Below are 12,664 nucleotides of genomic sequence, written 5' to 3' on the forward strand. Positions count from 1 at the left end.
CGAGGGCTGAGCGGAGCGGGACATTTCCCGCTCCGCCGTATCCGTCGTCAGGAGGCGGGTGCCAGCGCCTTGGTGAACTGGCCCAGATTGTAGCGCATCATGTCGATGTAGGTCGCGGCCGGACCGTCCGCCGCGGAGAGGGCGTCGGAATAGACCCGCCCGCCGATGCGCGCGCCGGTCTCCCGCGTGATCTGCTCTAGCAGGCGCGGGTCGGCGATGCTCTCGACGAAGACCGCCTTGATCTTCTCCTTCTTGATCTGACGGATCAGCTTGGCGATGTCGCCCGCCGAGGCTTCCGCCTCGGTCGATACGCCGACGGGGGCGAGGAAGGTGACGCCATAGGCCTTGGCGTAATAGCCGAAAGCGTCGTGCGAGGTGACGATCTTGCGGTCTTTGCGCGGAATCGGCTTCAGCGCGGTCTTGATCTCGGCGTCCACTGCGTCGAGCTTGGCCTTGTAGGCGGCGTGGTTGGCGCGCAGGGCGGCGGCCTTGTCGGGAGCGGCGGCGACCAGCCCCTTCAGGATGTTGTCGGCATAGATTTTCGCGTTGGCGACCGACTGCCAGGCGTGCGGGTCATGGGCACCGTGATCGTGGCCGTGACCATGATCATGATCGTGCTCCTCCTCCTCGCCGGCGATCGGCTTGACGCCCGTGCTGGTGACGGTGACCGGCCCCTTGTAGCCGGACGCCTTGACCAGCCGGTCGATCCAGCCCTCCATCCCCAGACCGTTGGCGACGACGAGGTTGGCGGAGCCGAGCGCGCGGGCGTCGGCGGGGGTCGGCTCGTAGACGTGGGCGTCGCCGTCGGGGCCGACCAGGGTCGTCACCGCGACCTCGTCGCCGCCGATCTGGCGGACCATATCGCCGAGGATCGTGAAGGTGGCCACCACCTTCACCGGTTCGGCCAGGGCGGGCAGCGCGAAGAGCGCCAGCGCTGTGGCCAGCGAGGCGGCGAACGTGCGTTTCATGGGTGCTTCTCCTTGGGAGGAATCACGGGAATCAAGCCTCCCGATGCCGGCCGGGAAACCAGCGCGTCCGCAGGCTGCCGACCGGGCCAAGGGTGAGGGACAGCAGATACCCGCCCCCGGCGGCCAGCACGATGGCCGGTCCGGAGGGCAGGTTGAAATGGAAGGACAGCAGCAGCCCGCCGATGCCCGAGGCGAAGGCCAGACCCATGGCGATCAGCGCCAGCGCGACGACCCCTTCGGCCCAGAAGCGCGCGGATGCGGCCGGCAGCATCATCAGCCCCACCGCCATCAGCGTGCCGAGCGCCTGGAAGCCACCGACGAGGTTGAGGACCACCAGCACCAGGAAGACGAGGTGGCAGGCCGCCCCCAACCGTCCGCCCGCACCGCCGACCGCGCGCAGGAAGCCGGAATCGAAGCACTCCAGCACCATGGGGCGGTAGAGCAGCGCCAGCGTCAGCAGGGTGACGGTCGCGATTCCGGCGACCAGCAGCAGGCCGGCGTCGTCCACCGCCAGGATGGTGCCGAACAGCACATGCATCAGATCGACGTTGCTGCCGCGCAGCGAGACGATCAGCACCCCGCCGGCCAGCGAGATCAGGTAGAAGGCGGCGAAGCTGGCGTCCTCGCGCAGGGCCGTGACCCGCGAGACCAGCCCGGCGAGCAGCGCGACCGCCAGCCCGGCGAGAAAGCCGCCGATTCCCATCGCCCACAGGGACAGGCCGGCGGCGAGGAAGCCGATGGCCGCACCCGGCAGCACGGCGTGGGACATGGCGTCGCCCATCAGGCTCATCCGCCGCAGCACCAGCAGAACCCCCACCGGTCCGCAGCCCAGCGACAGCGCCAGACAGGCGGCGAGCGCCCGGCGCATGAAGGCGAATTCCAGGAAGGGACCGGCGGTGAGGTCGAAGAGCGTCATGACGAGGACCTCCGGCAAACCTCGGCCTTGTCGTCCCAGGCCTCCGCCATCATGCGGGCGCGGGCGAGGTTGGCGGGATTCAGGGCTTCGTCGGTGCGGCCCCAGGCGACCGGCTCGCGCGCCAGCAGCAGCGTGTCGGGAAAATGGGCGCGGACCTGCTCCATGTCGTGCAGAACGGCGACCACCGTGCGCCGCTCGCCATGCCAGCGCCGCACGACATCGAGCAGATCGGCGGTCGTCCGGGCGTCAATGGCGGTGAAGGGCTCGTCGAGCAGGATCAGCCGGGCGTCCTGCACCAGCAGGCGGGCGAACAGCACGCGCTGGAACTGGCCGGCGGACAGGGCGCCGATCGGCCGCCGCTCGAATCCTGCGAGCCCGACCGCGGCCAGGGCCTCCTCGGCCTGCCGCGTCAGGGTGCGCCCGATGGCCCGGAAGATGCCGACCCGCCGCCAGTGGCCGAGCAGCACGGTGTCGAGCACGTCGATGGGGAAGTCGCGCTCCACCTCGGCCTGCTGGGGGAGATAGCCGATATCCCTGGCGGTCAGGCCGTGCAGAGTGACTTTTCCGTCAAACGGCTTCAGGGCGCCGACGACGGCCTTCAGCAGCGTGCTCTTGCCGGCTCCGTTCGGGCCGACCACGGCGGTGAGCGACCCCTCCCGGAACCCGCCCGACAGATGGTGGACCGCCGGATGCCGCCGGTAGCCCAGCGTCAGGTCGGTCAGCCGGACGATGGCGTCTACCGGGGCGTTCACCGGGGCGTCCGGCGGCCCGTTGTACGATGCGAGGGTCAATCCAACGCTCCCCAGTCCAATGCCCAGGCGACCGTCGCCCAGAGAAGGAAGCACAGGAGGAAGGCCGCAACGATCCGCTCCAGGGCGGAGGCAGCCAGCGGCGAGCGGGGGCGATCAGTGGTCATCATGGTCGAGGCAGAGCAGGAGACGGGGTAGGCCGGAGTGGTCGGCGGGTGGCGAACGGTGGACGAGGCCGCGGCCCCGGTTGCCGGGCCAGGATTCCCCTTTCAGCAGACCGACATGGCCGGCGCCGAACACTTGGAGCCGGTCAGGATCGGCGATCACGGCGTCGTTGTCGCCGCGCCCCAGCGCCGGACGGTTCGCAGCCTCGTCGGGCAGCCACTGCGTGCCGGCCCCCTGGTAGGTACAGAGCAGGCGCAATCCGACATGGTCGGCGTGGAAGAAGCGGCAGCCGTCGTCGGCCACGCTGTCCAGCCGCAGCATCACGCCGGGGCATCCGACAAGATCCGCGTAGAGCCTCACCAGCCGTACGATGTCGTCCAGCAGCGGGCCTGAGTTGCGGCCGGCCGCCGGAAAGGCGGCGGCGATATCCTCTTCGGCCTCGTCCGGTGTCGTGGCGAGCCGGAAGGATGGCTGGTCCGTGTTGGTGAAACGCGCGAGTTGGGTAGCAAGGCCCGTCGGCAGCGTGCGGCGCCACAGGGCCAGAGTCACTCCGGGCTGACGGATGGCCGACAATTCGGTGGCGGTCCGACACAGCACGACATGGGGGGCGGTACTCCGGTCGTCGGATCGTCGGCCGGGAGCATGGCCCGGGGTGTCGGCGTCCATGGCATTGGCGGTGATCGGCATGGCCTTGTCCGGGAGGGTGAAGCCAAAAAGTAATGTTATATCATAACGTGTTTTGCAAGCTTGGCTGCGTTCCACCGGAGCGGAAAGCCGGGTGATCCCCGATGCGTGCGGAGCTTGGACGTGCCGGTTCGCCGCTGACGATCAGAACTCGTTGCGGATGCGGCGATAGGCGGCGGCCAGCCCGACATTCGTGGACGCCACATCCTCCGAAAAGGTGGTCACGTCCACCGTCACCTGTGGTATGCGGGCCAGGTCCGCATCCGAATGCACCGTCGTGGTAGAGGGGACGTGAAAGCCGGGCGGCAGCCGGCAACCCTCGACCACCGAATTGTGCCGGACCGCCGCCCGGTCGCCGATGGTGCAGTTGAACAGGACCGAGTTGAACCCGATGAACACCTCGTCGCCGACGGTGCAGGGGCCGTGCACGATCGAGCGGTGGGCGATCGAGCTCCGCGACCCGATGGTCACCGCGGCCCCCGATTTGGAGTGGATGACGACACCGTCCTGGATGTTCGACCCGCGGCCGATGCGGATCGGTTCCATGCCGCCGTCCGCATCGGTCTCGTCGGCGCGGATGACGGCGTAGGGACCGATGAAGACGTCGTCCTCGACGATCACGAGCCCGCACAGGATGGCGGTCGGATCGACGAAAGCGGATTCCGCCACGACGGGGAGGTCGCCCCGGGGGTTTCGCCGGATCATCCGGCGTCTCCCCGCTGCCAGACCGGGAAGGGATCGGACAGGCGCGCCCAGCGACGCGGTTCGAAGGCCGGCGTTTCGGCGGAGCCGACGAGGCAGGCGTCCAGCATCGTCCTTATCCCCGCCTCGTCCATACCCGAGCCGATGAAGACCAGTTCCTGCCGGCGGTCGCCATAGACCGGGTCCCAGTTCCGGACGATGGCCTCGCGCCATTCCGGATGGTCGGGCCAGCGTTCGCGCGGGACGCCCGCCCACCAGAAGCCCATGGCCTGATGGCGTACCAGCGCGCCGGCGTGACTCAATTCGCCCACCCAGTCGGGCCGGGTGGCGATCCAGAAATGCCCCTTGGCGCGGATCACCCCCGGCCAGGAGCGGTCAAGGAACTGGTGAAACTTGGCGGGATGGAAGGGCCGGCGGGCGCGGTAGACGAAGCTGCCGATCCCGTACTCCTCGGTTTCCGGCACATGCTCGGCATGGCCGTACAGCTCCTTGTACCAGAGCGGATGCTCCTGGGCCTTCTCATAGTCGAAGCGGCCGGTGTCCAGAACGCGGTCGAGGGAGATGCGGCCTTGCGCCGTCTCGACCAGATCGGCGGCGGGGTTCAGCGCGCGGATGATGGTGCGCGCCGCCGCGACCTGTTCCGGCGTGGCGGTATCGATCTTGTTCAGCACGATCACGTCGGCGAACTCGATCTGATCGACCAGAAGGTCCACGAGCGTCCGCTCGTCGCCGTCGCCCGCGGTTTCGCCGCGGTCGCGCAGGAAGTCGCCGGAGCCGTAATCGCGCAGCAGGTTCACCGCGTCCACCACCGTCACCATGGTGTCGATGCGGGCCAGATCGCCCAGGCTGTCGCCGGCCTCGTCGCGGAAGTCGAAGGTCGCCGCGATGGGCAGCGGTTCGGCGATGCCGGTGGATTCGATCAGCAGGTAATCGAAACGGTTCTCCCCGGCCAGGCGGCGGACCTCGGCCAGCAGGTCGTCACGCAGGGTGCAGCAGATGCAGCCGTTGGTCATTTCGACCAACCGCTCCTCCGTGCGCGACAGGTTGCCGCCACCCTCGCGGACGAGGTCGGCGTCGATGTTGACCTCGCTCATGTCGTTGACGATCACCGCCACCCGCTTGCCGGCCCGGTTGTTCAGGACATGGTTGAGCAGCGTGGTCTTGCCGGCGCCGAGAAAGCCGGACAGCACGGTCACGGGAAGGCGGCGGTCCGCCGAGGAACTCCGGGTCGGGGGCATGATGGGAGCCTCGCACGTCTAGAGACGGGTGGGATTCGGTGCGTCGCCGTAGACGGCACGCGGGTCGAAGATCTTTTCGCGTTCGGTGAAGCGCAGCGCGACCGGACCATCCGCGCCTGCGCCGATGGCAACGGATCGGTAGAAGCAGGACCGGTAGCCGACATGGCAACTGGCGCCGCCGCTGACCGTCACCCGCAGCCAGACCGCGTCCTGGTCGTCGTCGATCCTCATCTCCACGATGGTCTGGACCAGGCCGCTTGTGGCGCCCTTGCGCCACAAGGCTCCGCGGCTCCGGCTCCAGTAATGGGCTTTGCCGGTTTCGATGCTGCGGGCCAGCGCCTCGGCGTTCATCACCCCCATCATCAAAACATCGCCCGACGCGGCGTCGGTGGTGACGACCGGGATCAGGCCGTCGGCATCGAACCGGGGCGCCAGCGTGGTGCCCTCCTCGACCTGTTCCACCGACAGGCGATCGGTGAAGCGGTGGCGGTACCGCCGGTCCAGGGCGGGCGGGTCGTTCGCGGGGGCATCGGTCATGGTGTCGTCTCCCTGTGGCTACCGATGGCGGCGGTGAAGGCGGCCTTCAACGCCGCGTCATGGCGGAAGGCGCCGAGAAGGCGGGTGGTGACGGTGGCGGTGCCCGGCTTGTGGACGCCGCGCGTGGTCATGCACTGGTGCGCGGCCTCGATCACCACCGCCACGCCCAGCGGTTGGAGCACCCGATCCAGCGTGTCGGCGATCTGGACCGTCAGGGCCTCCTGGCTTTGCAGGCGACGGGCGAAGATGTCCACGACCCGGGCCAGCTTGCTGAGACCGACCACCCGGCCCGCCGGCAGGTAGCCGACATGGGCGACACCCAGGATCGGGACGATGTGGTGTTCACAATGCGATTCCAGACGGATGTCGCGCAGGACCAGCAGGCCGTCGTAAGAGCCGGCGGGTTCCAGCGTGGCGGCCAGCGTGGCGACCGGGTCCTCCCGGTAGCCGGCGAAGAACTCCTCGTAGGCACGGACGACGCGGCCGGGCGTGTCGGCCAGACCTTCGCGGTCGGGATCGTCGCCGCTCCAGGCGATGAGGGTGCGGACGGCCGCCTCCGCTTCCATCCGGCTGGGGCGGTGGAGGGAAGGAAGCGGCGGGAGCGTCGTCCGTGTGTTGGGCAAGGAGTCGGACATCGTTCTTTGTGCCGGTCAAGGGGCGTTCGGTTGGGTTGCGCCATGCAATGTAATGTTATAACGTTACATATATCAACGACCGGGCGGCCGGCAAGGAGAAGATCGCCATGGACGGCTTCCATGCACCGACCACCCCTCAGGCACCGGTTCCCGCCACGGCCGTGGCGGCGGCTTGCGATCCTCACCTGGATCGGCGGATGACGCCGATCCGGCAGGCGATGCTGGACATCTTCGGACGGGAGCACCGGCCCCTGCGCGCCTACGACCTGATCCCCCGCCTGGAGACAGCGTGCGGGCGGCGGTTCCAGCCGCAGACCATCTACCGGACCCTGGATTTCCTGATGAAGGAGGGGCTGGTGCTGCGGATCGAAAGCTGGAACGCCTACATCGCCCGGCCGGCCGCCGGGCCGGACCACGCCGCCCTGTTCCTGCTGTGCGGGCGGTGCGGCGACGCCCGTGTCGTCGACAGCGACGCGCTGCCGGGGGTCCTGGACGCGCTCGCGGTCATGAACGGCTTTCGCGGCGAGCGGCGGATCGTCGAGCTCCAGGGGGTTTGCGGTCTCTGCCGCGCGCCGGAGCCGTCGGCCGCACCCTCATTCTGAGTTTTCGTTCCTGACCCGTTTTTGGAGGGCACACCCGTGACCGATCCCTGGACCTCCGGCAGCCAACCGCTTCCGGTCTCGCTGCTGACCGGCTTCCTCGGCAGCGGCAAGACGACCGTGCTGAATCACCTGCTGCGCCATCCGGACATGGCAAAGACCGTGGTGATCATCAACGAGTTCGGCGCGATCGGCCTCGACCATGATCTGGTCGCGCAGGCGTCCGAGGATCTGGTGCTGCTGAACAGCGGCTGCCTGTGCTGCACGGTGCGCGGCGACCTAATCGACACGCTGCGGACCCTGTTCCTGAAGCGCGTGCGTGGCGAGGTGGCGGCCTTCGAGCGGGTCGTGATCGAGACCACCGGGCTGGCCGATCCGGCTCCCATCCTGCACACGCTGATGACCGACCCGCTGCTGGCCGCCCGCTTCCGCCTGGACGGCGTGATCACCACGGTGGACGCCGCGACCGGCTGGGACACCCTGGACCGGCAGGTCGAGGCGGTCAAGCAGGCGGCCGTGGCCGACCGGCTGCTGCTGACCAAGGCGGATCTGGCCGGAGACGACGCGGCCGCCGCGCTGGAGCGGCGCCTGCGGGCGCTCAACCCGGCAGCGCCCCTGATTCCTGTCCGTGACGGTGCGGTCGATCCCGGTCTCCTGTTCGACGCCGGTCTGTACAACCCCAGGACCAAGAGCCTCGACGTGCAGCGCTGGCTCAACGCCGAAGCCTATGAGGCCGGGCGGGAGCAGGGTCACGATCACCATCACCATGATCACGGCCATGATCATCACCATCACGACGGGGAGCCTCACGGCGGCGGGCACCACCATCATGACGTGAACCGGCATGACGAACGCATCCGGGCCTTCTGCCTGACGGTGGAAGACCCCATTCCGGCGGAAGCCCTGGACCAGTGGCTGGAGGCGCTGCTGCTGCTCAAGGGGCCGGACGTCCTCCGCGTCAAGGGCATCCTCAATGTCCAGGGACGCGACACGCCCCTGGTCATTCACGGCGTCCAGCACATCTTCCACCCGCCGGTGCTGCTGCCGGCCTGGCCGGGCGCGGATCGCCGGACCCGCATCGTGTTCATCGTCCGCGACCTGGACGAGGAGATGATGCGCGATGTCCTGACGATGTTCCTGGACGCGCCGGACGACCGCACGGCCGAGGGAGCCTCCTCGGGGGGACGGGCATGAGCCTGCACCTCACCAACACGCTGACCCGGACGAAGGAGCGCTTCGTTCCGGCGGACCCGGACCGGGTGACGATGTACGTCTGCGGGCCGACCGTTTACGACTACGCCCACGTCGGCAACGCACGCTCGGCCGTTGTGTTCGACGTGCTGCACCGGGTGCTGAAGCGGCGGTTCGCCCACGTCGTCTACGCCCGCAACGTCACCGATGTGGACGACAAGATCAACGCGGCGGCACAGGCGGCCGGGGTGCCGATCGGAGCCGTCACCGGCCGCTTCCTCGACGCCTACCACGCCGATATGGCGGCGCTCGGCGTCGGCCGGCCGACGGTGGAGCCGCGGGTCACCGACCACATCCCCGACATCGTCGCCATGATCGGGCGGCTGCTGGCGGTCGGCAACGCCTACGACGCCGAGGGGCACGTGCTGTTCCATGTGCCGTCCTTCCCGGATTACGGGCGCCTGTCGCGCCGCAGCCTGAACGCGATGATCGCCGGTGCGCGGGTCGAGGTGGCGCCCTTCAAGCGCCACCCCGCCGATTTCGTCCTGTGGAAGCCCTCGACGCCCGACCTGCCGGGCTGGGACAGCCCGTGGGGGCGTGGCCGGCCGGGCTGGCACATCGAATGTTCCTCCATGATCGGGCGCCACCTGGGCGGGACCATCGACCTGCATGGCGGCGGGCAGGATCTGATCTTCCCCCACCATGAGAACGAGATCGCCCAGGGGACCTGCGCCCATGGCGGCCGCCTCTATTGCCGCTTCTGGGTCCACAACGGCTTTGTCACCGTCGAGGGACGGAAGATGTCGAAGTCCCTGGGCAACGTCCGGCTGGTGCGCGACCTGCTGGCCGAGGCGCCGGGACCGGCGATCCGGCTGGCCCTGCTGGCAACGCACTACCGCCGGCCGCTCGACTGGACCGCCGAAGCGTTGCGGCGCGCGCGCCGCTCGTTCGACCGCCTGCGCGGAGCGCTCGACGCTCTCGACGGTGTCGAGGCGGAGGGTGCCGGAGAGCGGCTGGCCGCTTTCGACGCCGCTCTGGACGACGATCTCAACACGCCCCTGGCGCTCGCCGAGCTGTTCCGTCTCGCCCAGGCCGCGCGGAGATCCGATAACCCGCAGGAGCGGGCGGCCCTCAAGGCCGCACTCCTGGAGGGAGGCGCGCGCCTGGGATTGCTTGGGAGCGATGCCGCGTCCCCGGTGGTTCAACCGGCCGTAAGTGAAACCTTTGCCGGGGCGGACGACATCCAGGCCCTCCTCGCGGCCCGCGGTGCCGCCCGCGCCGCCGGCGATTTCGCCCGCGCCGATCATATCCGCGCCCTACTGGCCCGGCGCGGGGTGACGGTTGAGGACCGTCCCGACCGCACCGTCTGGCGGAGCGGGGCGCCATGACGGAAAGCGTGGCCGAGGCGCTGGACCGGATCGCCGGGAACCTCCGGTTCTTCGACGACTGGGCGGACCGCTTCCAGTACCTGATCGATCTCGGGCGTGCCTTGCCCGCCTTTCCGGAGGAATGGCGCACCGAGGCGAACCGGATGGACGGGTGCCAAGCGGCGGTGTGGCTGGTCGCGGGCTGGCGGGACGGCCGTCTGCATGCCGTTGCAGCCAGCGATTCCGTCATCGTCGCCGGGCTGGTGGCGATCCTGCTGGATGTCTTCCAGGGCCGGACGGCGCGGGAGATCCTGGATGCGCCGCCCGACATCGCCGCGGTAGTCGGCCTCAGCGAGCATCTCTCGGCCAGCCGCCGCAACGGTCTGGCGGGCATGATCCAGCGCATTCGGAATCTGGCCCGGACCCGTCTGGACCGCACGCCGGAGAGGGAAACCCCATGAACGGGAGCAACAGGGCCGGACATGGCTCCGGTCGGATGGCCGAGCTGTACAACACGCGGCTGCTTCGGCTGGCGGCATCGATACCCTGCACCATGAGGCTGGACGCGCCCGACGCCACCGCGACCCTCCACAGTCCGCTGTGCGGCAACCGGATCACGGTGGAGATCGTGCTGAACGGCGACCGGGTGACGGGATATGGGCAGGAGGTGCGCGCCTGTCTGGTCGGACAGGCGGCGGCCTCGGTCCTCGGGAGCCTCATCGTCGGCCTGACCGTCGCCGAGTTCCGCCGGGGGCATGCTCTCTTCCGCACCATGCTGAGGGACCGCACCCCGCCGCCCGCCGGGCTGTGGCACCCGCTGGAGGCCCTGGCGCCGGTGGCCGACGTGCCGGTTCGGCACCGGTCCGCGCTTTTGCCGTTCGACGCGGTGGAGGCCGCTCTGGCGCGGGTCGCCGGCCTCGACGGGTGCAACGATCCCCCCTCTCTCTTCCGCTCATCAGAAGGTTGTTCGTGATGATCCGCATCCTTTTCCCGGACGGGACCGCCCATGAGACCAGGACGCCGGTCCGTGGCGCACAGCTTCCCGGGCTTCCCGCCGACGCGCTCGCCCTCAAACGCGACGGCGTCCTGTGCGATCTCGATACCGTGTTCGATCATGACTGCCGGGTGGAGATCGTCACGCGCGCCCACCCGGACGCGCTGGATCTGCTGCGGCACAGCGCCGCCCACGTGATGGCCCAGGCGGTCAAGGAGCTGTATCCCGATACGCAGGTGACCATCGGGCCGGCCATCGAGAACGGCTTCTACTACGACTTCGCGCGTGCGGTCCCCTTCACCATCGACGATCTGGAGACCATCGAGGAGCGCATGCGGGCCATCGTCGCCCGCGACGAGTCCATCGAGCGCGAAGTCTGGGCACGCGACGACGCCGTTCGCTACTTCACCGACCTGGGAGAGGACTACAAGGCGGAGATCATCCGTGGCATCGCGGCCGGCGAACCCCTGACACTCTATCGCCAGGGCGACTTCCGCGACCTGTGCCGTGGCCCGCACCTGCCCTCCACGGGCTGTCTCGGCACCGCCTTCGCGCTGCTGACGGTGGCGGGGGCCTACTGGCGGGGCGATCACCGCAACCCGATGCTGCACCGGATCTACGGCACCGCGTGGCGCGACGCCGGCGAACTGGCCGCCCATCTGCACCGTCTTGCCGAAGCGGAAAAGCGCGACCATCGCCGGCTGGGGCGCGAGATGGACCTGTTCCATTTCCAAGAGGAGGCGCCGGGCGCGGTGTTCTGGCACCCCAAGGGTTGGACGCTGTTCCAGACCCTGATCGACTACATCCGCAAGCGCCAGACCAGGGCCGGTTATCTGGAGATCAACACGCCGGACATTATGGACCGGTCGCTGTGGGAAGCCTCCGGACATTGGGAAAAGTTCGGCGAGAACATGTTCACCACCGAGGCCAAGGAAGACCGCGTCTTTGCCTTGAAGCCGATGAACTGCCCCGGCGGCGTGCAGGTGTTCAAGCAGGGCATCCGCAGCTACCGCGACCTGCCGCTGCGGCTGGCCGAGATCGGCAAGGTCCATCGCTTCGAACCGTCGGGTGCGCTCCACGGCCTGATGCGGGTGCGCGCCTTCACCCAGGACGACGCGCACATCTTCTGCACCGAGGACCAGATCGTCGGCGAGTCCCGCTCCGTCTGCCAGCTGGTGCTGAGCATCTACCGCGACTTCGGCTTCGAGGACGTGCGGGTGAAGTTCTCCGACCGGCCGGCCAAGCGGGTCGGCTCCGATGCCGTCTGGGACAAGGCCGAGGCTGCCCTGCGCGACGCGGTGGAAGCCACAGGACTGCCTTACGGCCTGAACCCCGGCGAAGGGGCGTTCTATGGGCCGAAGCTGGAGTTCGTGCTGCGCGACGCCATTGGCCGGGACTGGCAGTGCGGCACCTTGCAGGTCGATCTCACTCTGCCGGAGCGGTTGGGGGCCGGCTACATCGGGCCGGACGGCGCCAAGCACCCGCCGGTGATGCTGCATCGGGCGCTGTTCGGTTCGCTGGAGCGCTTCACCGGGATTCTGCTCGAACACCATGCCGGGCGGCTGCCGCTATGGCTGGCGCCGGTGCAGGCGGTGGTCGCTACGATTACCGGAGAGGCTGATGACTATGCCCGTGAACTTGTCGGCCTGCTGCACGAGGAGGGCTTGCGGGCCGAGGCTGACCTGCGCAACGAGAAGATCGGCTACAAGATCCGCGAGCACAGCTTGGCCAAAGTTCCGGTGATGCTGGTTGTCGGCAAGCGGGAGGCCGCGGACGGGACCGTCTCCTTCCGTCGGCTCGGTTCGCCGGACAGCGAAACAATGTGGGCGCGGGAGGCGCTGCTGCGTCTCGACGCGGAGAACCGGCGCTCACTTCTGAAGCCGGCTTCGGTCGCCTGGGGGCATTGAGTGCCGTTCGCG

The 12,664-nt window shown here is 68.9% G+C and carries 14 protein-coding genes; 6 read left to right on the top strand and 8 right to left on the bottom strand.

Going from position 1 to position 12,664, the window contains the following annotated elements; genetic code table 11:
- Positions 1–47: 47 nt before the first annotated feature.
- The 8 genes from F1643_RS03760 to folE form a co-directional block, all read right to left on the bottom strand.
- Positions 48–968 (bottom strand): metal ABC transporter solute-binding protein, Zn/Mn family, encoded by a 921-nt coding sequence (locus tag F1643_RS03760; RefSeq protein ID WP_194910892.1) that lies wholly within the window; start codon positions 966–968, stop codon positions 48–50.
- Between the two features lie 31 nt (positions 969–999).
- A complete protein-coding gene (locus F1643_RS03765) occupies positions 1,000–1,884 on the bottom strand; it encodes a metal ABC transporter permease (RefSeq protein WP_194910893.1) in 885 nt (294 codons plus the stop codon).
- Entirely contained in the window at positions 1,881–2,636 is a 756-nt protein-coding gene (locus F1643_RS03770) for an ABC transporter ATP-binding protein (RefSeq protein WP_194911161.1), read from the bottom strand. Before F1643_RS03770 ends, F1643_RS03765 begins: the two co-directional genes overlap by 4 nt.
- Before the next feature lie 153 nt (positions 2,637–2,789).
- Positions 2,790–3,485: a DUF1826 domain-containing protein gene (locus F1643_RS03775; protein ID WP_255542370.1), complete on the bottom strand. Its 696-nt coding sequence runs from the start codon at positions 3,483–3,485 to the stop codon at positions 2,790–2,792.
- Positions 3,486–3,626: 141 nt separating this feature from the next.
- Positions 3,627–4,187 carry a DapH/DapD/GlmU-related protein gene (locus tag F1643_RS03780; protein WP_137106451.1) on the bottom strand — a complete coding sequence of 187 codons (561 nt, stop codon included), beginning with the start codon at positions 4,185–4,187 and terminating at the stop codon, positions 3,627–3,629.
- On the bottom strand, positions 4,184–5,422 hold the full coding sequence (gene zigA, locus F1643_RS03785) for a zinc metallochaperone GTPase ZigA (RefSeq protein WP_194910894.1): 1,239 nt from the start codon (positions 5,420–5,422) through the stop codon (positions 4,184–4,186). The genes F1643_RS03780 and zigA overlap by 4 nt, the downstream gene beginning before the upstream one ends.
- Positions 5,423–5,440: 18 nt before the next feature.
- Complete coding sequence (hisI, locus tag F1643_RS03790) at positions 5,441–5,959, bottom strand: phosphoribosyl-AMP cyclohydrolase (RefSeq protein ID WP_194910895.1); 519 nt, start codon at positions 5,957–5,959, stop codon at positions 5,441–5,443.
- Entirely contained in the window at positions 5,956–6,594 is a 639-nt protein-coding gene (gene folE / locus F1643_RS03795; protein ID WP_194910896.1) for a GTP cyclohydrolase I FolE, read from the bottom strand. The genes hisI and folE overlap by 4 nt, the downstream gene beginning before the upstream one ends.
- Positions 6,595–6,701: 107 nt before the next feature.
- Here folE and F1643_RS03800 point away from each other — a divergent pair, with 107 nt between their 5' ends.
- Genes F1643_RS03800 through thrS form a run of 6 tightly spaced genes read left to right on the top strand, consistent with a single transcriptional unit; the run spans position 6,702 to position 12,652 of the window.
- Complete coding sequence (locus tag F1643_RS03800; protein WP_194910897.1) at positions 6,702–7,196, top strand: Fur family transcriptional regulator; 495 nt, start codon at positions 6,702–6,704, stop codon at positions 7,194–7,196.
- Positions 7,197–7,232: 36 nt separating this feature from the next.
- On the top strand, positions 7,233–8,387 hold the full coding sequence (locus F1643_RS03805; protein WP_370540451.1) for a GTP-binding protein: 1,155 nt from the start codon (positions 7,233–7,235) through the stop codon (positions 8,385–8,387).
- Positions 8,384–9,772: a cysteine--tRNA ligase gene (gene cysS / locus F1643_RS03810; RefSeq protein ID WP_194910899.1), complete on the top strand. Its 1,389-nt coding sequence runs from the start codon at positions 8,384–8,386 to the stop codon at positions 9,770–9,772. The genes F1643_RS03805 and cysS overlap by 4 nt, the downstream gene beginning before the upstream one ends.
- The gene (locus F1643_RS03815; RefSeq protein ID WP_137106444.1) at positions 9,769–10,212 is read left to right on the top strand and encodes a SufE family protein; all 444 of its coding nucleotides are present in this window, start codon (positions 9,769–9,771) and stop codon (positions 10,210–10,212) included. Before cysS ends, F1643_RS03815 begins: the two co-directional genes overlap by 4 nt.
- Entirely contained in the window at positions 10,209–10,724 is a 516-nt protein-coding gene (locus tag F1643_RS03820) for an iron-sulfur cluster assembly scaffold protein (RefSeq protein WP_194910900.1), read from the top strand. The genes F1643_RS03815 and F1643_RS03820 overlap by 4 nt, the downstream gene beginning before the upstream one ends.
- The gene (gene thrS / locus F1643_RS03825; RefSeq protein WP_194910901.1) at positions 10,724–12,652 is read left to right on the top strand and encodes a threonine--tRNA ligase; all 1,929 of its coding nucleotides are present in this window, start codon (positions 10,724–10,726) and stop codon (positions 12,650–12,652) included. The genes F1643_RS03820 and thrS overlap by 1 nt, the downstream gene beginning before the upstream one ends.
- Positions 12,653–12,664 lie beyond the last annotated feature (12 nt).

Origin of the sequence: Azospirillum sp. INR13 (assembly GCF_015390205.1) — a bacterium.
Taxonomy (GTDB): Bacteria; Pseudomonadota; Alphaproteobacteria; order Azospirillales; family Azospirillaceae; genus Azospirillum.